Source organism: Kitasatospora sp. NBC_00070 (assembly GCF_045041205.1).
Lineage (GTDB): Bacteria > Actinomycetota > Actinomycetes > Streptomycetales > Streptomycetaceae > Kitasatospora.
Genome location: NZ_CP108247.1, coordinates 4,562,890 through 4,586,541, shown reverse-complemented (window position 1 = coordinate 4,586,541; position 23,652 = coordinate 4,562,890). Strand labels below are relative to the sequence as shown.

The 23,652-nt window shown below is 73.0% G+C and carries 15 protein-coding genes and 1 pseudogene; 5 read left to right on the top strand and 11 right to left on the bottom strand.

Features of this window, described 5'->3' with window-relative positions; translation table 11 throughout:
- Window positions 1-104: 104 nt before the first annotated feature.
- The 6 genes from OHV05_RS21180 to OHV05_RS21155 form a co-directional block, all read right to left on the bottom strand.
- Window positions 105-1,730 carry an ABC transporter substrate-binding protein gene (locus OHV05_RS21180; RefSeq protein ID WP_405019076.1) on the bottom strand — a complete coding sequence of 542 codons (1,626 nt, stop codon included), beginning with the start codon at window positions 1,728-1,730 and terminating at the stop codon, window positions 105-107.
- Window positions 1,731-2,141: 411 nt separating this feature from the next.
- Window positions 2,142-4,010: a translational GTPase TypA gene (gene typA / locus OHV05_RS21175; protein ID WP_403034520.1), complete on the bottom strand. Its 1,869-nt coding sequence runs from the start codon at window positions 4,008-4,010 to the stop codon at window positions 2,142-2,144.
- Window positions 4,011-4,242: 232 nt separating this feature from the next.
- Window positions 4,243-5,967 (bottom strand): ABC transporter family substrate-binding protein, encoded by a 1,725-nt coding sequence (locus tag OHV05_RS21170; protein WP_405019075.1) that lies wholly within the window; start codon window positions 5,965-5,967, stop codon window positions 4,243-4,245.
- Window positions 5,968-6,401: 434 nt separating this feature from the next.
- Window positions 6,402-8,984: a SpoIIE family protein phosphatase gene (locus OHV05_RS21165; protein WP_405019074.1), complete on the bottom strand. Its 2,583-nt coding sequence runs from the start codon at window positions 8,982-8,984 to the stop codon at window positions 6,402-6,404.
- A gap of 215 nt (window positions 8,985-9,199) precedes the next feature.
- Window positions 9,200-11,863 (bottom strand): SpoIIE family protein phosphatase, encoded by a 2,664-nt coding sequence (locus OHV05_RS21160; RefSeq protein WP_405019073.1) that lies wholly within the window; start codon window positions 11,861-11,863, stop codon window positions 9,200-9,202.
- A 485-nt stretch (window positions 11,864-12,348) separates the two neighbouring features.
- A complete protein-coding gene (locus tag OHV05_RS21155) occupies window positions 12,349-12,879 on the bottom strand; it encodes a (deoxy)nucleoside triphosphate pyrophosphohydrolase (protein ID WP_405019072.1) in 531 nt (176 codons plus the stop codon).
- Window positions 12,880-13,136: 257 nt separating this feature from the next.
- On the opposite strand from OHV05_RS21155, the gene OHV05_RS21150 reads away from it, so the two are divergent.
- Complete coding sequence (locus OHV05_RS21150; protein WP_405019071.1) at window positions 13,137-13,901, top strand: DsbA family protein; 765 nt, start codon at window positions 13,137-13,139, stop codon at window positions 13,899-13,901.
- Between the two features lie 13 nt (window positions 13,902-13,914).
- Here the strand turns inward: OHV05_RS21150 and OHV05_RS21145 are convergent, their stop codons facing one another.
- Complete coding sequence (locus OHV05_RS21145; protein ID WP_405019070.1) at window positions 13,915-14,730, bottom strand: methyltransferase domain-containing protein; 816 nt, start codon at window positions 14,728-14,730, stop codon at window positions 13,915-13,917.
- Between the two features lie 146 nt (window positions 14,731-14,876).
- Here OHV05_RS21145 and OHV05_RS21140 point away from each other — a divergent pair, with 146 nt between their 5' ends.
- On the top strand, window positions 14,877-15,458 hold the full coding sequence (locus tag OHV05_RS21140; protein WP_405019069.1) for a pyridoxamine 5'-phosphate oxidase family protein: 582 nt from the start codon (window positions 14,877-14,879) through the stop codon (window positions 15,456-15,458).
- Between the two features lie 36 nt (window positions 15,459-15,494).
- On the opposite strand, the gene OHV05_RS21135 is transcribed toward OHV05_RS21140, so the two are convergent.
- From OHV05_RS21135 to OHV05_RS21125, 3 genes and pseudogenes are all read right to left on the bottom strand, one after another.
- Entirely contained in the window at window positions 15,495-16,148 is a 654-nt protein-coding gene (locus OHV05_RS21135) for an HAD-IA family hydrolase (RefSeq protein WP_405019068.1), read from the bottom strand.
- Between the two features lie 45 nt (window positions 16,149-16,193).
- Window positions 16,194-17,284: pseudogene (locus OHV05_RS21130) on the bottom strand (dihydrofolate reductase family protein).
- A gap of 106 nt (window positions 17,285-17,390) precedes the next feature.
- Window positions 17,391-18,446 carry an SDR family oxidoreductase gene (locus OHV05_RS21125; RefSeq protein ID WP_405019067.1) on the bottom strand — a complete coding sequence of 352 codons (1,056 nt, stop codon included), beginning with the start codon at window positions 18,444-18,446 and terminating at the stop codon, window positions 17,391-17,393.
- 120 nt (window positions 18,447-18,566) lie between these two features.
- On the opposite strand from OHV05_RS21125, the gene OHV05_RS21120 reads away from it, so the two are divergent.
- Window positions 18,567-19,460, top strand: a complete 894-nt coding sequence (locus tag OHV05_RS21120; protein WP_405019066.1) for a LysR substrate-binding domain-containing protein — start codon at window positions 18,567-18,569, stop codon at window positions 19,458-19,460.
- A gap of 5 nt (window positions 19,461-19,465) precedes the next feature.
- Here OHV05_RS21120 and OHV05_RS21115 read toward each other — a convergent pair whose 3' ends face one another.
- Window positions 19,466-20,575, bottom strand: coding sequence for a transposase domain-containing protein (locus OHV05_RS21115; RefSeq protein WP_405019065.1), 1,110 nt, complete (start codon window positions 20,573-20,575; stop codon window positions 19,466-19,468).
- Window positions 20,576-20,944: 369 nt separating this feature from the next.
- On the opposite strand from OHV05_RS21115, the gene OHV05_RS21110 reads away from it, so the two are divergent.
- Both OHV05_RS21110 and lanL read left to right on the top strand, forming a co-directional pair.
- Window positions 20,945-21,124 carry an SflA family class IV lanthipeptide gene (locus OHV05_RS21110; RefSeq protein WP_405019064.1) on the top strand — a complete coding sequence of 60 codons (180 nt, stop codon included), beginning with the start codon at window positions 20,945-20,947 and terminating at the stop codon, window positions 21,122-21,124.
- A gap of 2 nt (window positions 21,125-21,126) precedes the next feature.
- Complete coding sequence (gene lanL / locus OHV05_RS21105; RefSeq protein WP_405019063.1) at window positions 21,127-23,640, top strand: class IV lanthionine synthetase LanL; 2,514 nt, start codon at window positions 21,127-21,129, stop codon at window positions 23,638-23,640.
- Window positions 23,641-23,652 lie beyond the last annotated feature (12 nt).

The window sequence follows — 23,652 nt, the reverse complement described above, 5'->3', positions numbered from 1 at the left end:
TCCCGTATCGGAGGTTCTCGCCGTGACAACGGCCGGTGCCTTCCGCCTGGTGAGGCGGGGAGGGCACCGGCCGTGTCGGTTCAAGCCGCGCGGTGCAGGCCTGATTACTTCTGCTTGACCTCGACCTGGGTGAAGACCGGGTCGCCGAAGGAGTCGTACTTCACGTTCTGGACGTTCTTCGAGTAGCCCGCGGTGGTCTTGTAGTACCAGAGCGGGATGGCCGGCATGTCCTTGGCCAGCTGGGCCTCGGCCTGCTGGTAGAGCTCGGCGGTCTTCTCGACGCTGGTCGCCTTGTCCGCCTCGGCGGCGAACTTGTCGAACTCGGCGTTGGAGTAGCCGGCGTCGTTGGCCGCGGCACCGGTGCCGTAGACGTCCCGCAGGAAGTTGGCGTTCAGCGGGTAGTCCTGCACCCAGCCGGTCCGCATCAGACCGTTGACCTGCTTCTTCTTGATCAGGTCACGCGCGGTCTTGAAGTCCGGCTTGGCGTCGCCGACGCACTCGACGCCGGTGGACTGGCGGATGGAGTTGCAGACCGCGTCCACCCACTCCTTGTGGCCACCGTCGGCGTTGTACAGGACGGTGAGCTTGTTGCCGGGGACGCCGCCGCCCTCGGTGATCAGCTGCTTGGCCTTGGCGGCGTCGAACTTGCAGTACTCGCCGCAGGTGCCGGCCTTGTAGCCGTTGACACCGGGGGCGACCCAGCTGTCGGCGGCCTGGCGCGAGCCGTTCAGCACGGTCTTGGTGATGGTCTCGCGGTCGATGGCCATCGACAGGCCCTGCCGGACCTTCGCCTTGTCCACGCCCTGCCACTCGGGCTGGTACATCGAGAACGAGATGTTCTGGATGGCGCCCTGGGCCTGGTCGACCGCGCGGTCACCGAGGTCGTTCTTGTACGAGGCCAGGTTGCTCGGGTCGACCTGGTCGAGCACGTCCAGGTTGTCGGAGACCAGGTCCTTGTACGCGGCGTCGGCCTGCGCGTAGTTCTTGAAGACGATGCCGCCGTTCTTCGGCTTGTCGACACCCGCGTACTTGTCGAACGCGGCGACGGTGACGGCCTGGTTGTGCTCCCACGAGACGAACTTGTAGGGGCCGTTGCCGACCGGCTTCTGGCCGTAGGCCACCGGGTCGGCGAAGAACGCCTTCGGCAGCGGCGAGAAGGCCGTGTAGCCGAGCTTGTACTGGAAGTACGAGACCGGGCCGGTCAGCGCGATGGTGAAGTGGGTGTCGTCCACGACCTTCAGACCGGACATCTTGTCCGCGGCCGGGTCGCCCTTCTCGGGGTGGACGGCGTCGTAGCCGGCGATGTCCGAGAACCAGTCGGAGTTGATCTGACCGTTCTTGGTGTTGGCGGACCAGTTCCACGCGTCGACGAAGGACGCGGCGGTCACCGGGGTGCCGTCGTGGAAGGTCCAGCCGGACTTCAGGGTGACGGTGTAGTTCTGCGCGTCGGTCGTCTCGATCTTGTCGGCGACCTGGTTGCGCAGCTGGCCGTTGCTGGGGTCGTAGTCGACCAGACCCTTGAACAGGGTCTTGATGATGCGACCGCCACCGACCTCCATGGCGTTGGCGGGCTGCAGCGGGTTCTGCGGCTCGGTGCTCTGGTAGCTGAACGTCCCGGCCGCGTTGGCCGCTCCGTCCGAGCTGGACGACGAACCGCTACCGCAGGCGGTGGCCGCAAGGGCGACCGCGACGGCTGCGACGACCCACTTGGCCTGGCTGGCACCGCGCATGGGTGTGCCTCCTGAATTCCTGTTGCAAACGTGGAGCGCACCGCGGGGGGCTGACCGGCTTCGTCGCCGTGGGTCAGACGGTGCTTTCCTCGCTCAGGTTCGGCGCGCACCCCTGCGCAAACCTTTGACCCGAGCTCGACTGCACCCACTATCCGTCACGCTCGGATACGAACCAGGCCATTACTGATCTCAATTTGGTCACATGAACGGACGCTGAGTTTCGAGAATCGGACATACCAGACATACCCAGACAGGTACTAAACGGACAGTTGTCATGAATGACAGCTCGTCACGTCCGATTAACGAACACCTACCTCTCACAACCGCTACGCGCGTTGACAGCACAGCGTCACGAAAAAGCCCGGCCCGGCATCCCCAAGAGGGGTGCCGGGCCGGGCCGGTGGTACTGCGTCAGTTCTTCTTGGCGCGCGAGGCCGTACGGCCACGCTCCTTGGCGTCCAGGACGACCTTGCGGATGCGCACGGTCTCCGGGGTCACCTCGATGCACTCGTCCTCGCGGCAGAACTCGAGGCTCTGCTCCAGCGAGAGCTTGCGCGGCGGCACCAGGTTCTCGGTGGTGTCGGAGGAAGCGGCACGCATGTTGGTGAGCTTCTTCTCCTTGGTGATGTTGATGTCCATGTCGTCCTGGCGCGAGTTCTCGCCGACGATCATGCCCTCGTACACCTCGGTGGTGGGCTCCACGAAGAGCGTGCCGCGCTCCTGGATGCCCATCATCGCGAACGGCGTCACGACGCCCGCGCGGTCGGCCACCAGCGAACCGTTGTTGCGCATCCGGAGCTCGCCGAACCACGGCTCGTGGCCCTCGAAGATGGAGTGCGCGATGCCGGTGCCGCGGGTGTCCGTGAGGAACTGGGTGCGGAAGCCGATCAGGCCACGCGACGGGACGATGAACTCCATCCGGACCCAGCCGGAGCCGTGGTTCGTCATGGTCTCCATCCGACCCTTGCGGGTCGCCATCAGCTGGGTGATGGCACCGAGGTACTCCTCGGGGCTGTCGATGGTCATCCGCTCGACCGGCTCGTGGGTCTTGCCGTTGACGATCTTGGTGACCACCTGCGGCTTGCCGACGGTGAGCTCGAACAGCTCCCGGCGCATGGTCTCGACCAGGATGGCGAGCGCCAGCTCACCACGGCCCTGGACCTCCCAGGCGTCCGGACGCTCGGTCGGCAGCACGCGGAGCGAGACGTTACCGACCAGCTCGCGGTCCAGGCGGTCCTTCACCATGCGGGCGGTGACCTTGTGGCCCTTGCCGCCCTTGCCGACCAGCGGCGAGGTGTTGGTGCCGATGACCATCGAGATGGCGGGCTCGTCGACCGTGATCAGCGGCAGCGCGATCGGGTTCTCCGGGTCGGCCAGGGTCTCGCCGATCATGATGTCCGGGATACCCGCGACGGCGCAGATGTCGCCGGGGCCGGCCACCTCGGCCGGCTTGCGGGTGAGCGCCTCGGTCATCAGCAGCTCGGTGATCTTGACGTTCTGGATGGTGCCGTCACGCTTGATCCACGCGACCTGCTGGCCCTTGCGCAGCTCGCCCTGCTCGACCCGGCAGAGGGCGATACGGCCGAGGAAGTTGTCGGCGTCCAGGTTGGTGACGTGCGCCTGGAGCGGGGCGGCCTCGTCGTACACCGGGGCCGGGACGTGCTCGAGGATGGTGGAGAAGAACGGCTCCAGCGAGTCGCTGTCCGGCGGCACGGTGCCGTTCTCCGGCTTGGTCATCGAGGCCACACCGTCACGCGCACAGGCGTAGACGATCGGGAACTCGATCTGGTCCTCGGTCGCGTCCAGGTCCAGGAAGAGGTCGTAGGTCTCGTTGATGACCTCGTCGATCCGGGAGTCCGGGCGGTCCGTCTTGTTGATACAGAGGATGACCGGCAGCTTGGCGGTCAGCGCCTTGCGGAGCACGAAGCGGGTCTGCGGGAGCGGACCCTCGGAGGCGTCCACCAGCAGCACGACGGCGTCGACCATGGACAGGCCGCGCTCCACCTCGCCACCGAAGTCGGCGTGGCCCGGGGTGTCGATGATGTTGATCGTGATCGGCGCGCCACCCTCCTTGGGGTGGTACTTCACTGCCGTGTTCTTCGCGAGAATGGTGATGCCCTTCTCGCGCTCCAGGTCGTTGGAGTCCATCATCCGGTCGTCGAGGTGCTGGTGGGCGGCGAAGGCACCGGCCTGCTTCAGCATGGCGTCGACGAGGGTCGTCTTGCCGTGGTCGACGTGGGCGACGATGGCAACGTTACGAATGTCACTGCGCGTGGGCATGCTGAGCGGAATCTCCCGGATCGTGGGTTACGGCGCCCGGCTGCGTTCAGCGTTGATCAGCGTCTTCGCCGCGAGCGACCTGCGATCCGTTGATCGCTGCCGCCCGTTCCGCCTGCTACTACCGGTCCACCCGCCGGGCACGACATGCCACGGCTTCCTCCTATGGTACGTGGAACCACCGAGCGCCACCGAAACGGGCAGGCCGGACGGGTCACAGGGCGGTTCTGAACGGTCAGCCCCGGCGCAGACCGAGGTCCTGGAAGCGCGGGGTGGCGAAGCCGAAGGCGCCCGCGTTGGCCACCTCGGTCCGGACCGCGACCAGGTCGGGGCGCTGGTAGAGCGGGACGGAGTGGGCCACCTGCCAGATCCGCGCGTCGGCCTCCTGGAGCAGGGCCCGCCGGGCCGCCGGGTCGAGCTCGGCGTCCGCCTGGGCGAGCAGCTGGTCGATCTCCTCGCTGCCGGTCCTGGCGTAGTTCCGGCCGATCACCGGCAGGCCGTCGGGACCGGGCCGGGGCTTGCCGTAGCGGGCGGCCGCACCGGTGGCGTCCTGGCCGGCCGGCCAGGAGAACAGCGCCAGGTCGTACTCGCCGGTGGCCAGGTGGTCCGTCAGGAAGCTCTCCGCCGGGACGGCCTGCGGGCGGAGCGTGATGCCCGCCTCGGCCAGACCGGCGGTCAGCGCGTCGGCCGCGCGGCGGGCTCCGGCCGAACCCTCCGGGATCAGCAGGCCGAGGGCCAGTTCCTTGCCGTCCTTGGTGCGGGCCGCACCGCCCGGGTGCCAGCCGGCCTGGTCGAGCAGTTCGGCGGCGGAGGCACCGCCCGCGGCGGAGCTGTTGTCCTGGTAGCCGTCCTGACCCGCCATCAACAGGTGGTGCCCGAGCGGTACGGGCGTCAGCCCGAGCGGGTTGACGGCGGCCTCGGCGACCCGCTGCCGGTCGACCGCGCGGGCCACCGCCCGGCGGACGGCGGGGTCGGCCAGCGGCCCCCGGGTGCCGTTCAGGGTCAGCTGGGCGAAGGCCGGGGCGACGGCCCGGTGCAGCTTCAGGCCCGGCAGCGCCTCGGCCCGGCGCAGCGCCTGGGCGGACGCCTCGGCGACGGCGGCCGCGTCGGGCGGGGCGGCGTTGGTCTGCGCGGCCGGGGTGGCGTGGTCGACGGCGTCGGTGAGCGCGGCGATGTCCAGCGTGCCCTGGTCGAGGGCGTCCAGGCGCTTGGCCGCCGGGGTGGCCAGGAAGTCGATCGCCTCCGCCTTGGCGGGGTCGCCCCACCAGCGCGGGTTGCGGACCACGGTGGCCTTGCCGCCTGCCCGGTCGTACGTCTTCACCGTGAACGGGCCGGCCGACGGTGCGTTGGTCAGCGGCTGGTTGAAGGCGGCCGGGGTCGCACTGGCGGCGGCCGGGTAGAGCGGGCTGAACAGCGTCCGCCAGCCCGCGTACGACTGCTTGAACGCGACCTTGACCTCGCGGGCGTCGGCGCCCTGGGTGACGGCCGCGATCGCGGCGTAGCCCGCCGGGCGGTCGGTCCGGTAGGCCGGGTCGGCGGCCTCGCCCAGGGCGTGCCACTGGGCGATGAAGTCGGCGGCGGTGATCGGGGTGCCGTCGGTCCAGACCGCCTTCGGGTTGAGGCGGTACGTGACGGTCTGCGGGCGCTGCCCGGCCGGGGTGGACTCCGCGGCGGCCAGGTAGTCCGGGTCCGCGGTGGGGCGGGCGTGGTCGTCCCACCGGAACAGGTGCGGCAGCAGGGCCTCGGTGAGCAGCTCACTGTCGGCGGTGGCCTCCGGCTGGAACACGTTGAGCGTGGCCGGGACCGCCTCCACCGCCCACCGCAGCGTCCCGCCGTCCTTCACCTGGTCCCGGGCCACGGTGGCGACGTCCGACGCCCTCGGCTCGGGCCCCGGGTCCTCGGAGCACCCGGCCAACAGCACGGTCAGGACGGCAACGGCGAGAAGCTGACGGGCACGCATCTCCCGAGTCAACCGGCATCCGACGGCCCCCGATGCCTGACACGGCGCCAGACCCCCGCAGATGCACCCGAATGGCACTGCCCGGGGCTGCGCTGTGGGCAGGCGCTCAGCCGTCTACTACCCAGGGGCTCGGGGCTGCACCTTTGGCAGACGCCCAAGCATCTACGGCCAGGGGCTCGGGGCTGCACCTTTGGCAGACGCCCAAGCATCTACGGCCAGGGGCTCGGGGCTGCACCTTTGGCAGACGCCCAAGCATCTACGGCCAGGGGCTCGGGGAACTGCGAGGAGATCTGGCGCCGGGGTCACTGCGAAAGTGCCTGGCCATCTACGCGACGATCACCTTGCAAGGGCCGGCGTCGCAGTTCCCCGAGCCCCTGGCGCCGTAGGCGGTGAGCACCTGCCAGAAAGTCGGCGCCGCCCGCGCGGCGGAGCCGCTAGAGGGTCAGTTCGAACCAGACGATCTTGCCGTTCGGGGTGCGGCGGCTGCCCCAGCGTTCGGCCAGGAGGCTGACGAGCTGGAGGCCGCGGCCGCCTTCGTCGGTCTCCTGGGCGCGGCGCTGGCGGGGTTGGGCGTAGCCGTCGTCCCAGACCTCGCAGACCACCGTGCGGTCCCGGAGCAGTCGCAGGCGGATGTCGCCGTTGCCGTGCCGGAGGGCGTTCGTGACCAGTTCGCTGACCAGCAGTTCGGTGGTGTCGACGAGCTCGTCCAGGCCGCGGACCAGCAGCCAGGAGCAGGCGAGCTCGCGGGCCTTGGCGACCGAGGTGGGTTCGGAGGGGAGCTTCCAGTCGCCGACGGCGTCCTCGGGGAGGGGCTCGACCTTGGCCATCAGGAGGGCGATGTCGTCCTCGCCGTGATGGGGGATCAGCTCGTGCAGCACCTCGTCGCAGAGGCTCTCCAGCTCGCGGGAGCCGCCGGTGAGGGCGGTCCGGAAGGCCCTCAGGCCCTCGTCGAGCTGGTGCTTGCGGGACTCCACCAGGCCGTCGGTGTAGAGGCCGAGCACGGCGCCGTCCGGCAGTGTGACGGTGACCTCCTCGAAGGGCTCGCCGCCGACGCCGAGCGGTAGGCCGGGCGGGACCTCCAGCATCCGGGCGGCTTCGCCGGGGCTGAGCAGGACGGGGGGCAGGTGGCCCGCGTTGGCGAAGACGCAGCGCTGCTTGACCGCGTCGTAGACCGCGTAGACACAGGTGGCGAGGTAGACCTCGGCCTCCTCGCCGGGGGCGGTGGTGTCGCCGCCGAGGCCGCGAGCGATCTCGTCCAAGGCCGTGAGCACCTCGGCCGGGTCGAGTTCGAGCAGGGCCAGGGTGCGGACGGCGGTGCGGAGTTGGCCCATCGCGACGGCGGCGCGCAGGCCGCGGCCCATCACGTCGCCGATCACCAGCGCGGTGCGGCTGCCGGGCAGCGGGATGACGTCGAACCAGTCGCCGCCGACCTCGGTGTTGTTGTTGCTGGGCAGGTAGCGGCGGGCGATCTCCAGGCCGGTGGCGGCCGGGTTGCCCGGGGGGAGCAGGCTGCGCTGGAGGATCAGCGCGCGCTCGTGCTCGCGGCGGTAGAGCCGGGCGTTGTCGACGCAGACGGCGGCCCGGGCGACCAGCTCCTCGGCGATCGCCACGTCCCGGGCGTCGAAGGGCTCGCTGCCGATCGCGCGGGACAGCTGGACCAGGCCGAGCACCTGGTCGCGGGCGACCAGCGGGACCACCAGGGTGGAGCGCAGCAGCGGGTCGGGGCCGGGCTGCGGGACCACGCTGCGGCCGGTGCGCAGGGCGCGGGCGTGCGGGGAGCGGCGGGGGTAACAGAGCGAGCCGCCGGCCTCGGCGACCGGCACGGCGCCCTCGGCGCCGAGCACGCTGGAGGCGCCGCCGACCACGCTGGAGACGGCCACCCGGCGCAGCTCGCCGGAGCCGTCCGAGGCACCGCCCTGGCCGGAGACCGGGCCGGACTCGCCCGCCAGCAGGGCGGTGTACAGGTCGACGCTGGCCAGGTCGCAGAACTGCGGGACGATCACGTCGAGCAGTTCCTTGGCCGTGGTCTCCAGGTCGAGGGTGGAGCCGATGTGGGTGCTGGCCTCGTTCAGCAGGGCCAGGCTGCGGCGGACGCCGGCGGCCTCGCGCTCGGCAACGTGCCGGCTGGTCACGTCCAGCACCTGGCCGGCGACGCCCATCGGACGGCCGTTGGCGCTGTTCAGCCGGTACAGCGAGATCGCCCAGCGACGGCCGCCGTCCCGGGCCGGCACGGTGCTGGTGCGCGGCACGGCGCCGGTGAAGCGCAGGTCGAGCACCGGGCCGCCGCCCGCCAGCACCTTGCGCAGCGCGGCCAGCAGCCGGTCCGCCTCGCCGGGCAGGAAGAGGTCGTACGGGTTGAGCCCGGGGAGCTCGTGGGTGGGCAGGCCGACGGCGGTGGCGAACGCCTGGTTCACCCGCTGCAGGCGCAGCTCGGGGTCGAACAGGAAGAACCCGGTCGGGGTCTGCCCGAAGACCGCCTCGGAGGCGGCCAGGTCGGTCTCGATCCGGCGCAGCCGGCCGAGGTCGACGGCCAGGCAGGTGGCGCCCGGGGAGCCGCTGTCCGGCATCACGTAGAGCTCGGCCAGGCCCTCGGCGCCGGTGGCGTCCCGGTACGGGGCGGTGCCGACCCACTCCTCGCCGGCGAGGATGCTCTCCAGCCGGGCCCGGCCGCGCTGCCAGAGCTCGCGCGGGACGAAGGTGGTCACCGGGTCGGTGCCGACCGCATCCTCGGCGGGGACACCGAAGAACTCGGCCGCGCGGGCACTCCACTGGGTGATCCGGCCGTCCGGCCCGATCGCGAAGGTGGCGACCCGGATGTAGTCGTAGATCGTCCCGGACTTGTCGTAGTCACCCCAGTCGGCGGCGGCCGCGGCCGCCCGGAGACTCGGACCGCTCTGCTGCCCGGGCACGGCGACATGGCCGCTGTCGCTCGACGCTCTCCACGCCGGGATGCTGTTCAACGGTCCGATCCCCTCCAACCCGCGCCCATCCGGATGTCGAGAACACCGAGTATTCATCATCGGAGGGCAGGCGCACACGCCCCCAACATCACAACATCGACTCAGGACTCCCCTTCCCTGCTCCTCCATACCCGAAGGTGGCTGTTCGAACCGCCCGCGCGCCACAAGATCGCTGGTCGGCGCCCGGTCCCCGGGGCGTGACCTGACGCGTCACGGACAGGCCGGGCGTACCCCGCACACCGCCTGACGGACCGTCCGCTGCGCGGGCGGTCTCACTCCAGGTGATCGTCCGCGGGGTCGAGCTCGAACCAGACCACCTTGCCCATCCCCTCGGCCCTGGCGCCCCAGCGCAGTGCCAGCCGGCGGACCAGCTCCAGGCCCCGGCCGCCCTCGTCCGCCTCGGCGGCGTGCCGTTCCCGGGGCGGGTCGGGCAGCGGGTCGGAGATCTCCACCAGCAGGGTCTCGCCGAGGGTGAGCCGGACGCCGATCGGGGCACTGGCGTACCGGACCGAGTTCGTGACCAGCTCGCTGACCAGCAACTCGGCGGTGTCGGTGAGGTGTTCGACCTCCCACTCGGCCAGCGCGCCGCGGACCAGCCGGCGGGCCCGGGAGACCGCGGTGGGCTCGGCGGGCAGCGTCCAGCCGGCCGTCGGGATGCCCGCCCGGCCCCGGCCCAGCCGGGCCAGCAGCAGTGCCACGTCGTCGGGTTCGCGGCCCTGCTCCATGGTGTCCAGGACGGCCTCGCAGGCTTGCTGGATCGAGGCGTACGGCTGCTCCAGCACGGTGAGCAGCCGCCCGAGGCCGACGTCCAGGTCCTTGTCCCTGGACTCCACCAGGCCGTCGGTGCAGAGCACCAGCAGGCTGCCCTCGGGAATGTCCAGCTCGATCGACTCGAACGGGACCCCGCCGACCCCGAGCGGGGCGCCGGACGGCAGGTCGAGGATCTGGCCGACCCCGCCGGTCAGCGCGCTGCCGACCCTGGACGGCTCCTCGACCGGCTCCTTGGGCACGATCAGGATCGGCGGGATGTGGCCCGCCTTGGTCGCGGTCAGCCGCTGGGTGGACGGGTCGAAGACCGCGTATACGCAGGTGGCGAGCAGCGCCTCGTCCGGGCCCTGGGCCAGGTCGTCGGTCAGCTCGTGGACGTGCCGCAGCAGCACCTCGGGCGGCAGGTCGAGACCGGCCAGGGTACGGACGGCGGTGCGCAGCCGCCCCATCGTGGCGGCCGCCCGCAGGCCGTGGCCCATCACGTCGCCGACCACCAGCGCGGTGCGGCCGTCCGGCAGCGGGATGACGTCGAACCAGTCGCCGCCGACCTCGGTGCCGCTGCTGCCCGGCACGTACCGGTAGGCGACCTCGATGCCGGCCGGCTGCGGGACCTGCTGCGGCAGCAGGGTGCGCTGCAGGGTGAGCGCGGCGGTCCGCTCCCGGGCGTACAGCCGGGCGTTGTCCAGCGAGCTGCCCGCGCGGTCGGCGAGCTCGACCGTGAACGCCAGGTCGTCCCGGTCGAAGCCCTCCCGGTAGCCGGCCCGGCTGACCACCAGCAGGCCGATCACGATCCCCCGGGCCCGCAGCGGGACCACCAGCCGGGAGTGCACACCGAGGTCGTGGGCGGCCTGCACCTTGGGGTCGCCCGGATAGGTCAGGTCGCTCAACTCCTCGGGGCCGGAGAGCAGTTCGGGGATACCGGTGCGGAGTGCCCGGCCGAAGGCCGAGTCGTCGGCGAAGGTGATCCTGGCCCCCCGGCGGAGCATCACCTCGACCTCGGGGGCGTCCTGCACCGAGGCGGTGCCGAGCTGGAGCAGCGAGGTCCTGCGGTCGTGGCCGTGCCGGGGCAGGTCGTCGCCGTGCGCGACCGCCTGCAGCAGGATCACCGCCGCGTAGTCGGCCAGCCGGGGCACCACCGCGCCGGCCAGCTCCTGGGCGATCCGGGTGGCGTCCAGCAGGTCGCCGACCCGGGAGCCGAACTCGTTGAGCAGCGAGAGCCGGCGCCGGGCGTGCTCGACCTTGGCCACCGCCCGGTACCGCTCGGTCACGTCCATCACGGTGCCGGAGATCCCGAGCACCCGGCCCGCCCGGTCGGTCATCCGGCTGTACGAGATCGACCGGAAGCCGCCCGAGCGGGCGGTCACCGGGGAGGCCAGCGTGACGTCGATGACCGGCTCGCCGGTCGCCAGCACCTGGCGCTGGATCGCGGTGATCTCGTCGGCGGCCCGCTCGGGCAGGGTCTCCCCGGTGGTCCGGCCGACGTGCTCCTCGGCCGGGACGCCGTTCATCTCGGCCAGGGTGTGGTTGACGGCGGTGTACCGCAGCTCGGTGTCCAGGATCGCGATGCCCAGCGGGGACTGCTCGAACAGCGCGTCCCGGACCGCGAGGTCGCGCTCGACCGCCCGCAGCGCACCGGCCTCCGCCAGCGCCACCTGGAGGAACGGGGTGCCGTCCCCGTCCACCAGCAGGGAGATCCGGGCCTCCACCCCGACCTCCTCGTCGTCCCGGTGCCGCAGCGCGGTGAAGCCCTGCCAGTGGCCGTTCCGCAGGGTCGCCTGGATCGCCGCCCTGACCCGGCTCACCAGGTCCTGATCCGCCATCAGCTCGTCGATCCGCCGGCCCACCAGCAGCTCGCTCGGCCAGCCGAGCAGTTCCTCGGCAGCCGGGCTCCAGAGCACCACCCGCCCGGAGGTGTCCAGGATCGCGATGGCCACCTTCACCACGTCGAACAGGCTGCCCTCGGTGCGCTCGGCGAACGCCTCCACCGGGGGGCTGTCCAGCCCCGGGTACGGGGCGGTCGGGCCGCCCCGGGTGCCGCCCGAACGGGGCTCGGCGGGTGGGCGGGGGGCCTGCGCCGCAGCGGGCTGCGCGGCCGGGGGCCTGGGGGTCAGGCGGCGCAGCCGGGCCCGGGCCGAGGCGCTGCCGACCGTCCTGGGCCGTGGGGTCACACCCGCTCCGGCCACCGCCGGTCGCGGCCCCCGCCGGGAGGCTCCGTCCGCGGACGGCTGCGCTCCGCCGTCGTTACCCGTGCTCGACACCGACCGCCTCACCTATGGTGACGAATACTGCCGAAAAGTGACATACCCATCAGAACGCCAGGCTACCCCAGCGAACGGGTCGGCTTTTCCGATTGACCTACCTGGCCCAACCCTCCGCGGGGGCTCGGGGCTGCGCCGTTGGCAGGCGCTCCGGGTCTACGGTCCAGGGGCTCGGGGAACTGCGAGGAGATCTGGCGCCGGGGTCACGTACGAAAGTGCCTGACCACTTACGCGACGATCACCTTGTACGAGGCCGGCGTCGCAGTTCCCCGAGCCCCTGGCGGTGCACCACGTGCGCCCACGCGGCGGAGCCGCACAACAGGCAGAGCCCCGAGCCCCTGACTCTTCCGAACCATCTGCCAAAAGGTCGGTGTCACCTGCGGCGGGGCCCCTGGCTAGTGGAGCAGTGCGGCGACGTGCGGGAGGACCTCGCGGTCGTGGGTGAGCCAGTCGACGGTGGTGAGGTCGGTGGGGCCCAGCCAGCGGAGTTGGTCGTGGTCCTGGAGGGGACGGGGTTCACCGGTGATCAGTTCGGCGGCCCAGATCCGGAGTTCGAGGCCGGGGCGGACCAGCCAGCTGCCGGGGAGGCGGTGCAGGGCCCGGGCCCGTACCCCGAGTTCCTCGAAGAGCTCCCGCTCCAGGGCCTGCTGCTCGGTCTCCCCCGGTTCGGCCTTGCCGCCCGGGAACTCCCAGCCGCCCGCGACCTCGGGCGGGGCGCTGCGCCGGGCGGCCAGCACCCGGCCCTGGTGGAGGAGTGCGCCGCCGACCACGATCCGGGCGGGCAGGGGCTCCACCCAGTACAGCTGCTTGTGGCCCCTGGCCTCGAACTCGTCGGCCATCGCCTCGGCCGCCGGCCGGGTCAGCTCACCGGCCACCAGAGCGCGGTTGCCGTTGTCGTCCTGCCGCATCACCCGGTACGTCCCCATGGGCACCACCCTAGGGCCGCTGCGGCCCGGCCCGGTGGGGGGCGGGCCGGGCCCGGTGCGCTCCGAAAGCTACGGCCGCTCTGCTACCGGCGGGTACGGCCCGGGTTAACGGGAGGTAAGCGGCGGGCGGGCCCGGGACGAAGGTCGGTCCCCGGGCGGGTCCTGCGCCTCTGCCCGGCCGACGCGCCGCTGACTAGCGTCACAGGCACGGAGGCCCCGCCCGCGCCCGCCCGGGGCTCCCGACGAGAGGAGTCCCCATGCCCGCCACCGCCCGACTCTCCCGGCAGCCCCGGCGTCGCCAGGTCCTGGCCGGGTCGCTCGCCGCCGGGCTGCTCGCCGTGACCCTGCTGGGCTGCGCTGGGGCGGACGAGCCGGGCCCGGCCGCCGCCGGATCCGCCGCCACCGCCACGCCGAAGACGCTGCCGGCCGCCGAGGCGACCACGCTCTCCCAGCTCCCGGCCCGGCTGGCGGCGGACGGCACCACCGTGCTGGTCGGCGACCCGGACGCCCGGCACACGGTGCGGGTGTACGCCGACTTCCGCTGCCCGTACTGCGCGAAGTCCGAGGCGGCCACCGGGGAGTTGCTGGCCTCGGCGGCCGCCAGGGGCGAGGTGCGGATCGAGTACACACTGGCCTCGTTCCTGGACGGCAGGCTCGGCGGCTCGGGCTCGGTGAAGGCGGCGAACGCGGCCCGGGCCGCGCTGGAGGCGGGCAGGTTCGCCGAGTTCCACGCCGCGCTGTTCGCCAACCAGCCGGCCGAGGAGTCCAGCGACGCCTTCACCGACCGGTTCCTGCTCGAACTCGCCTCCGGCGTCCCCGGGTTGCGCAGTGACGGGTTCGACCGGGCGGTCGAGGGCGTGACCTACCGGGACTGGGTCGGCCAGGCCCAGGACGCCTTCCGGGCCTCCGGTGCGACCGGCACCCCGACCGTGCTGGTGGACGGGGAGAAGGTGGCCGGCGGCGCGCAGTACGACCGGGCCGCGTTCGCCGAGCTGCTGGAGCGGGCCGGCATACCGACCTGACCGGCGGCCCCGACTACCCGACCCGGGCCAGTACTTCGCCGCTCAGCACGGCGAACCAGCCGTCCGGGTCGGCCGCCCAGCGCCGCCACCCGGCGGCGATCCGGGCCAGCTCCCCGGGGGCGGCGAAGCCGCCGGCCACCGCCGCGTCCGCGATGCCGGAGCCGACCACCCGGTCCGCCCAGCTGTCGCCCCACCAGTCGCGCTGCTCGGCCGTGGCGTACGTCCAGGTGGAGGAGGAGCACTCGACCGTCCCGAAGCCGGCCGCCCGGGCCCAGGCCGCCAGCCGGCGCCCGGCGTCCGGCTCGCCGCCGTTGGCCCGGGCCACCCGCTGGTACAGCGCCATCCAGTCGGCCAGCTCCGGCAGTTCGGGGTACCAGGCCATCGCCGCGTAGTCGGCGTCCCGGCAGGCGACCACCCCGTCGGGCGCGGTCACCCGGCGCAGCTCGCGCAGCAGCGCCACCGGGTCGGCCACGTGCTGCAGCACCTGGTGCGCGTGCACGACGTCGAACTCACCGTCGGCGTAGGGCAGTCGGTACGCGTCGGCGGCAGCGAAGGTCACGTTGCCGATGCCCCGCCCGGCCACGTGCTCCGCCGCCTGGGCCAGCACCTCGGCCGACCGGTCCACCGCGACCACCCGCCCGGTCGGGCCGACCAGCTCGGCCAGGTCCGCGGTGATCGTGCCGGGGCCGCAGCCGACGTCCAACAGGGCCTGCCCGGGCCGCAGTTCGGGCAGCAGGTAGGCGGCCGAGTTCGCCGCCGTACGGGACCGGTGCGAGCGCAGCACGGCGTCCTGATGGCCATGGGTGTAGACGGCCTGACGGTCGGTCACGGTGGGCTCCCCTCGTCCTGACGGCCCGTTCGCCGACGTTTCGAGCCTACGCCGACGTCTCGGAGTTTGAGAACATCCGTCTCAGATGACAAGACGACTGCCGAGCGGGGTCGCCCCGGCGGGCGCGTTTCCGCGACAATCGGGCCATGGGAAAGACCTACGAACGAATCGACGGCCGCCTGCGGAAGTTCATCGAGGCGCAGCCGGTCTTCTTCACCGCCACCGCCCCGCTCGCCGAGGCCGGGCACGTCAACCTCTCCCCCAAGGGCCGGTCCGGCACCCTGGCGGTCCTGGACGAACTCACGCTGGCCTTCCTGGACTTCGGCGGCAGCACCGCCGAGACCCTGGCGCACCTGCGGGAGAACGGCCGGATCACGCTGATGTGGTGCGCGTTCACCGGCCCGCCCACCGTGGTCCGGGTGCACGGCCGGGGCGAGCCGGTGTTCCGGGACGACCCGCGGTTCACCGAGCTGCTCGGCCACTTCGACCCGACCGCCGACGGCAGTGCCCTGCGCTGCATCGTGCTGGTGCACGCCACCCGGGTCAGCGACTCCTGCGGCTTCGCGGTGCCGCTGATGGAGTACCAGGAGGACCGCTCGATGCACGCGGAGTTCTTCGACCGGAAGACCGACGAGGAGTTCGCCGTCTACTGCGAGGGCAAGCCGTACGTCCCGGTCAGCCTGGACGGCCTGCCCGCACTGCCACTGCCGCTGCCGCCCCGCCCCTGAGCGGCCGGGGCCCGGCCGCTCAGGGCTCCCGGTCACTCAGCCGATCTCCAGCAGCAGCCCGCCGTCGGCGGCCGGGACCACCCGGACCTGCTCCAGGGTGTCCACCTGCACGGTCGGGCCGAACGCCGCCGCGCGCGGGCCGACGCCGACCACCCGCATGCCGGCCGCCCGGCCGGCCATGATGCCCGCCTCGGAGTCCTCGAAGACCACGCAGTCCGCCGGGTCGACGCCGAGACCGGCCGCGCCCTTCAGGAAGCCCTCCGGGTCCGGCTTGCCGGCGCCCACCGACTCGGCGGTCACCCGCAGCTCGGGCAGCCGCAGCCCGGCTGCCGTCATCCGGGCGGTGGCCAGCGTCTCGTCCGCCGAGGTGACCAGCGCGTGCGGGAGCCGCTCCAGCGCGGCCAGGAAGACCGCCGCTCCGGGCACCTCGACCACCCCGTCCAGGTCGGCGGCCTCCTCGGCCAGCATCCGGCGGTTGTCCGCCAGGTTCTGCTCCACCGGGCGCTCCGGCAGCAGGATCGCCATGCTCAGGTGCCCCTGCCGGCCGTGCACCACCCGCATCGCCTCGTCACCGTCGATGCCGTGCTCGGCCGCCCAGCGCCGCCAGCAACGCTCCACCGCCGCCTCGGAGTTCACCAGGGTGCCGTCCATGTCGAGCAGCAGGGCGCGGGCGGGCAGGGTGACAGACATGGGCAGACTCCTCCGAGCAGGGTTTGTCATACCAGGTTACAAAACTCAGCGGAGTAGGTGGGCGTTGACCTCACGGGCCGCCTCGGCCAGCTCCGGGAGCTCGACCACCTCGACGCCCGCCGCGGTGAGCAGCGCCGTTCCCTGACAGCCGGTCACGAACAGGTCGGGCTCCCGCCAGGCCAGCACCACCCGGGGCAGGCCCGCCGCAATGATCAGCTGGGCGCAGGTGCGCGGCCGGGAGGCCCGCTCGCCGCACGGCTCCAGCGAGCTGTAGACGGTGGCCGTCCGCAGCCTCGGGTCGTCGGCGGGCAGCTTGGCGAGCGCGGACTCCTCGGCGTGCACCTTCGGGTCGGTCTCCCGGCTGTACCCCTCGCTGAGCAGTTCGCCGTCCGCCCCGACGATCACCGCCCCGACCGAGAAGGCGGTCTCCGAGAACGGACAGCGCCGGGACAGTTCGACGGCCCGGGCCAGCCAGTCGGCGTCGGTCTTCACGCGGTGGTCTCCTTCGGGGCGTAGCGGAGCAGCACGACGTCACCCACCGTACGGGTCCCCAGCAGCCGCATCCGCCGGGTCGGCCCGCCGGGGAAGCCGGCCGGGCCGACGAACCTCGGCGCGGCCGGCTGCCCGACCAGCAGCGGCGCCACCGCCAGCTGGAGCTCGTCCGCCAGGCCCTCGGCCAGGAACTGGGTGTGCACGCTGCTGCCGCCCTCCACCATCAGCCGTCGCACCCCGCGCGCGCCCAGGTGGTCCAGCACCGCGCCCAGGTCCAGCCGGTCGCCGGTGGCCACCACCTCGGCCAGCCCGGCCAGTTCGGCGGCCAGCCGGTCGCGTGCGGCGGTGCCGGTGTAGACCAGCCGCTCGCCGCCGGTGTGCCAGAAGTTCAGCTCCCTCGGCAGGTCGCCACTGCCGCTCAGGGTCACCTTGAGCGGGTACTCGGGCTGCCCGGCCCGGAGCCGTCCGGACCGCCGGTCGGGCGAGTTGACGAGCAGTCGGGGGTTGTCCCGGCGCAGCGTGTTGCCGCCGACCAGGATCGCGTCGCTGCCCGCCCGCAGCTCGTCCACCCGGTCGAAGTCGTCCGGACCGGACAGCAGCAGGCGCTCCGGCGAGGCGTCGTCCAGGTACCCGTCGACGGACATCGCGGCGCTCAGCAGGACGTACGGGCGGAAAGCCACGGGCCGGTCCGTTTCTCTAGGCGGTCCCGCCACCGTACGACAACGGCCGTCCGCCCGATGCGGACCGGGCCTACGGGATGATCCGGCGGCGGCGGAAGTCCTCGAAGATCTCCAGGAACATCGCCCCGGTGTCGACGAACTCGTGGAAGCCGAACCGCCGCGCCTTCGAGCCGTCCGCGAACATGTCGTAGTCCCAGGAGAAGACGAAGTCGCCGAACCCCCAGGAGGAGACCTCCTGGTAGCCATGCGGCGCCAGGCCGTGCTCGGCCACCATGGCGTCCCAGAGCGGTTCCTTGTCCGCCATCACCGTGGCCAGCGAGAGCGGCAGGGGCGGCGCGACGTCCAGCCCGAAGTACCCGGCGATCCTCGGCCAGAGCTCGCTCCACCGGAACAGGTCACCGTTGTTGATGTTGAACGCCTGGTTGGCGCACCGCTCGTCGGTCGCCGCCCAGACCGTGGCCCGGGCCAGCAGGCCGGCGTCGGTCACCTCCAGCAGGGCGTCGTAGGCGCCCGGCTTCCCCGGGAACCGCAGCGGCAGGCCCAGCTGCTTGGACATCGCGGCGTAGACCGCGATCACCATCGCCAGGTTCATCGGGTTGCCGAGCGCGAAGCCGGTCACCACCGAGGGCCGGATCGCCGACCAGGTCCACTCCTTGCCGAGCTGCCGGGCCGTCAGGAACTCCTGCTGGTCGTGCATGAACTCGGGCGGCATGAAGTACGGGTCGCTCTCCCGGGCCGGGGTCCTGAACGGGCCCAGGTGCGCGCCGTACACCTTGTACCCCTGCATCAGGCTGACGTGCCGCAGCCCGGTCGCGACCGGCTCGACCGCCTCGATCACGTTGGTCAGCATGGCCAGGTTCGGCGGCACCAGCTCGGCCCAGGTGGGCCGGTCCTGGTACGCGGCGTAGAAGACGTGGGTGACCTCGGTGAGGCCGGCCAGCTTCGCCTTGGTCCCGACCGGGTCGAGCAGGTCCACGCTCAGGTAACGGACCCGGTCGGCCGGTTCGCCGCCCCGGCGGGACAGGCCGATCACCTGCCACTCGCCGGTGGCCGCCAGGTGGTCGACCAGGTTGCGGCCGATCACGCCGTTCGCTCCGACGACCAGGGCGGTCTTGGTGGTCTCCATGGCTCGGTGGCTCCCTGTGCTCCGGTGGCGGCTCCGCGCGGTGCGGGCCCGCCTCGATCCTCCGTCGGGCCGCGTGATGAGTCCAGGTTCTGTTTCTACTGCCGGCCATAAGATCAGCTCATGGTGACCCTGCGGCAGTTGGAGTACCTGGTGACGATCGTGGACCAGGGCTCGTTCACCCGGGCCGCCGAGCTGCTGCACGTCACCCAGCCCGCCCTCTCGCACCAGATCCGGGTCCTGGAGCGGCAGTTGGGCGGTCCACTGCTGGAACGACTGCCCCGGCTGGTCCGGCTCACCCCGGCCGGGCGGTCGATGCTCCCGCACGCCCGGGCCGCGCTCGCCGAGACCCGCCGCGCCGAGCAGGCCGCCCGGCGGACCGCGGGCACCGCGAGCGGGGAGGTGGAGCTCGCCACCCTCTACGGCTACAGCCTCGGCCTGCTGCCTGCCGTCCTGCGGGCCTGGCGGCGGGTCCGCCCCGACATCGGCGTCCGGCTGTTCGAGCACCGGCACGCCGACGAGCTCCGCGACGCGATGGCCGCCGGGCAGGCCGACCTGGCCCTCGGCCCGCCGCCGCCCGGCTGGGCCGGGCCCGTCCACCCGGTCGGCGAGGAGGAGTTCGTGGTCGTGGTCGCGGCCGACGACCCGGCCGCCACCGGCCCCGCCCCGTTCGACCTGGCCTCGCTCGCCGACCGCGCCTGGGTGCACTACGCCCCCGGCAACGGCCTCGCCGAGCTCCTCGACCGGGCCTGCGCCGCCGCCGGGTTCCAGCCGCGCGCCGCCGTCCGGACCGAACAGACCGCCGCCGCTCCCCTGCTCGCCGCCGCCGGCCTGGGCCCCACCCTCGCCGCCGCCCACGTCATCCCGCCCGACTTCGACGGCCACCTGCTCCGCCCCACGCCGCCCGTCCGCCGTCCCCTCGCCGTCTGGACCAGGACCGACCCGGATCCCCTGACCGCCGCCTTCCGCACCGTGCTGACCCGGGAGGCCACCGCCCGCCTCGGCTCCGCCGCCTGACCCGCTCACCCGTCCCCGGAGTCGCCCACCACCAGGGCACGGATCGCGTGGTGGGTGAGCAGCATCGCCCAGACCTCCTGTTCCACCATGGCCGGGGACTTGGAGCGGAGCACCGGACGGGACCTGCCCCGCCGGGCGCCCAGTTCGTCGATCAGGGTGTCGAGGCGCCAGCGCTCGGCGTAGAGCCCGGCCAGTTCCGCCGCCGGCGCCCCGGACGGGTCCAGGATCGAGCAGACCAGCCGCCCCGCCCGGGTGCCCGTCGGGCGGCCGGACCGGTCGAGGGCGGGCAGCACACAGTCGACCACCCGGACCGGAACCAGGCGGTCGGCCGCCGTCGGGCCCGCCAGCCGGGACAGGTAGGAGCCGTCGGCGAGGAGGCGCAGCGGCGGCAGGTCCAGGGCCGGCCGCGCCTCCCAGAGCAGATCCGCACCGCACCCCCGGGCGCTGGTCCACAGGTCGTACGAGAGCGCGCCGCGCGCCGCCACCACGAGCTGCCCGGGCCGCAGTGCGGCCAGCACCTCGCGGGCCAGCTCGGCACCGGCCGCGTCGGCGGTGCCGAGCGCGGCCGCGCGGACCGCGTGCGTGGCGTTCTCGGCCAGCGCGAGCACCTTCACCTGCGGCAACGGCCGGCCGGCCGACATCCCGTCGGGACCGCCGTACGCCTCCCGGTTGTCGGGCGAGTCCGGTACGTCCAGCAGGGCCACGTCGAGCGACATCAGGCGCCGCTGCCAGGGCGGACGGCCGTCGGCGGCCGGCCCGGCCACCCGCTCGAACAGCAGCCGCAACGGCCCCGGGCCCAGCCGCTGCCGGGCCTTGGTGATCGCCGCCGTGGACGGCACCGGGACCGGCCGCGCCCGGCGGTGCTTGCGGGCGAGTCCGGCCAGCAGCAACCGCATCACCTCGCCGTACCCGCTGGCCGGGTAGAGCCACAGCGCCAGCGTGAAGTAGACGACCGTCCGCGCGGGCAGCACCCGGGTGCGCTGCTCGGTCCGCCCGGCGGCCTCGACGGCTCCGTCCACCAGGACTCCCGGCAACGCCCAGGTCAGCGCGCAGACCCCGAGGAGGTCAGCTAATCGCTCCCCCGGTTCGGGCGAGAACTGCCCGGTGCGCGCCATGGTTTCGAGCCCCCAGCCTGGAACGACCGCCGAGCCGGCGGGCCGCCCTCCGCCGCCGTGGATCACTCGCGCTGCGGCCCATGCAACCACGGTCATGTGTTCGACGGAAGCTTTCGAAGAAGACCCCGTGGAGAAACCGTGGCGGACTCGCGGACGGAACCAGCTGCGTGGACGATCCTTCCACCCTTCCCCGGATGGCCCGAAAGGCCGTGAACAGCCGTTAAGTTAGCGGTTTCTGACCCCTTGTCAGGTCGATCGACGCTATCTACCTTCGTGGATCAGGACCTCGGCCCCGCCGGCCCAACCGGCCTGCACCCGCCGCGCCCCGCGCCGTCATCCACTGCGCGACCACACCCCCGGAGGCGTCACATGCCCACTGCCGTGCTGGAACTCCCGACGACCGACTTCCGCGACGCGGGACCGCTCGAACTCGACGACGAGGTCATCGTGTTCGAGGACGACGACCGCAGCGACCGCGAGCACACGGCGTGCCTCGCCGACCCGTGGGTGACCGCCACCACCCGCTTCGCCTGCGAGAAGAACTCCTAACGGTGACCGGGCCCATCGCCGGCCGCAGCGGATGGTCCGACGACGTCTGGTCGTACCTGAACGATCCGCGGATGCCGGCGATGGAGCACGGTTGGAAGCTGCACGTGTCGGCCCGCCCGGGCGACCTGGCGGACGTCACCGAGCTGGTCCTCCCCGTCCTGCGACGGCACGTCTGCCACGCGAAGTTCGCCCGCGATCCGGAGACGCTGCGGGCGATCAACTCGGGGGTGCGGAGCGCGGGTGCGGTCGGCAAGGCGATCACCGTCTACCCCATGGCCGGCACCGTCGTCGCGCTCGCCGGGGACCTGGTCGCCGCGCTGCGCGGCCGGGAGGGCCCGCAGATCGCCAGCGACCGGCGGGTCGACCCGGACTCCCCCGTCTACTACCGGTACGGGCCCTTCACCGGCGACTACCGGACCGGCCGGAGCGGACGGCTGGAGTCGATCATGACCGGTCCGGACGGCCGGGTCTTCGACGGTCTGGCCACCGGTTCCTACCGGTGCCCGCCGTGGGCCGAGGATCCCTTCGCCGGCGAACTCGGGCGCGCCGGGAAACCGTCCCCGACCGGATTCGGCGGTGGCCGCTACCGGGTCACGGTCGGCATCGTGCGCAAACCGCAGGGCAACGTCTACCGTGCGGTCGACCTGGAATCCGGACAACCGGTGGTGGTCAAACAGGCGCGGGCGTTCGTGGCCGAGGACGAATCCGGCGCGGACACCCGGGACCGGCTGCGCAACGAACGCGCGGTGCTCGCCGTACTCGACTCCGTCCCGGGCGTGCCCCGGGCGCTCGACTACTTCCGGCACCGGTCGGACGAGTACCTGGTACTGAGTGACTGCGGCGACCGCAACCTGCGCCGGGAGATCCAGGAGCGCGGCCCGTACCTGGACGGGGACGCCCGGCCCGGGCGGACCCTCACGGGCCTGGCCATCCGGCTGCTGGCGGTCCTGGACGACATCCACGGCCGGGGCGTGATCCTCCGCGACCTCAAGCCGGACAACGTCGTGCTCGACCCCGCCGGACGCTGCCGGGTGATCGACTTCGGCGTCAGCTCCCTCGACGGCACCGGTCCGGCCGGGGCAACTCCCGGCTACAGCAGGCCGGTCGAGCGCACGGCCGGGCGGGCCGTGGTCGCCGACGACTACTACGCCCTGGGCGCGACCCTGTGCTTCGCCGCCACCGGCATGGACCCGGTGATCGTCGACCCCGACGCCGTGGTCAACCGGGACCGGACCCTGCTCGGCCTGGACCTGGCGCTCCCGGGGCACCGCGAACTCCTTTCTGCGATCGCCGAGTTGCTGAGCCTCGATCCGGCCGTACGGGCAGCCGGCGCCGCCCGGCTGCGCACCGGGACCTCGCCCCGGCGGAGCTCCCCACCGCTGTCCCGACCGCCCCGGATCGACGACGACCTGCTGGCGGGGATCATCGAGCACGCGACCGCGTCCTGCCTCGACGAGGCGCGCCGGATCGTGGACCCGACGCTCTCCGCCCGCGCGGCCGTCCCGACCCCGGTCGACGTCTACGGCGGAACGTCCGGGCTGGGACTGGAACTTCTGCAGCACACTCACCGCCCCGAGGTCCGCGAGGCCGTGGACGCGCTGGCGCGGTGGACCGCCGACCAGTCCAGGACCCTGTCGCCCGGCTTCTACTCGGGCCGCACGGGCGTCGAACTCTTCCTGGTCACCGCCGGGTTGGACGACTCCGCCGACCTCCCCGCACTGCCGACCGAAGGGCCGGACGGCGGCCCGCCGGAGGCCGACCTGATCGAGGGCGTCGCCGGCATCGGCCTCGGCCGGCTGCTGCTGGCCCGGCAGTCCGCCGACCCCCGCCTGACGGACCACCACCTCGGCATCGCCGACGAGTGCGCCCGGCTGCTGGCCACCGGCACCGCCCGACTCACCCCCACCGGCACCGCCAACGTCGGGACCGCCGCACTGCGCGAAGGTCTCGCCCACGGCGAGGCGGGCGTCGCGTACTTCCTGCTCGAACACGCCGCCGCGACCGGGGACCCGGCCGCCGTCGCCCGCGCCCGGGCGGCCTGCGCCCGCCTCGCCGCCGTCACCCCGGGCCTCGTCGCGGCGGCCGACCTGCCGGGGGCGACCCGCCGGTACGGCTCGTGGTGCCGGGGGCTGGCGGGGATCGGCTCGGTACTCGTCCGGGCCGCCGACCGCCTCGACGAACCGGCGTACCTCCTCCTCGCCCGGCGGACCGCCCGGACCTGCGCCGACCTGGCCCCCCGGATGCCGCTGGTCACCCAGTGCTGCGGCCTCGCCGGGGTCGGCGACCTGCTGGTCGACGTCGCGGTCGCCACCGGATCGGAGGAGTTCCGGGACGCCGCCCGCACCGTCGCCACCCTCGTCCTGACCCGCAGCGGCGGCACCTGGGCCCGCCCCACCTTCCCCGACGCGGACCTGGCCGGCTCCTCCGCCACCTGGGCCGGCGGCACGGCCGGCGTCCTCGCCTTCCTCCGCCGCCTGCACGACCACGGCGGCCCCCGCCTCGGCCTGCTCGGCTGACCGTCCGCCTCG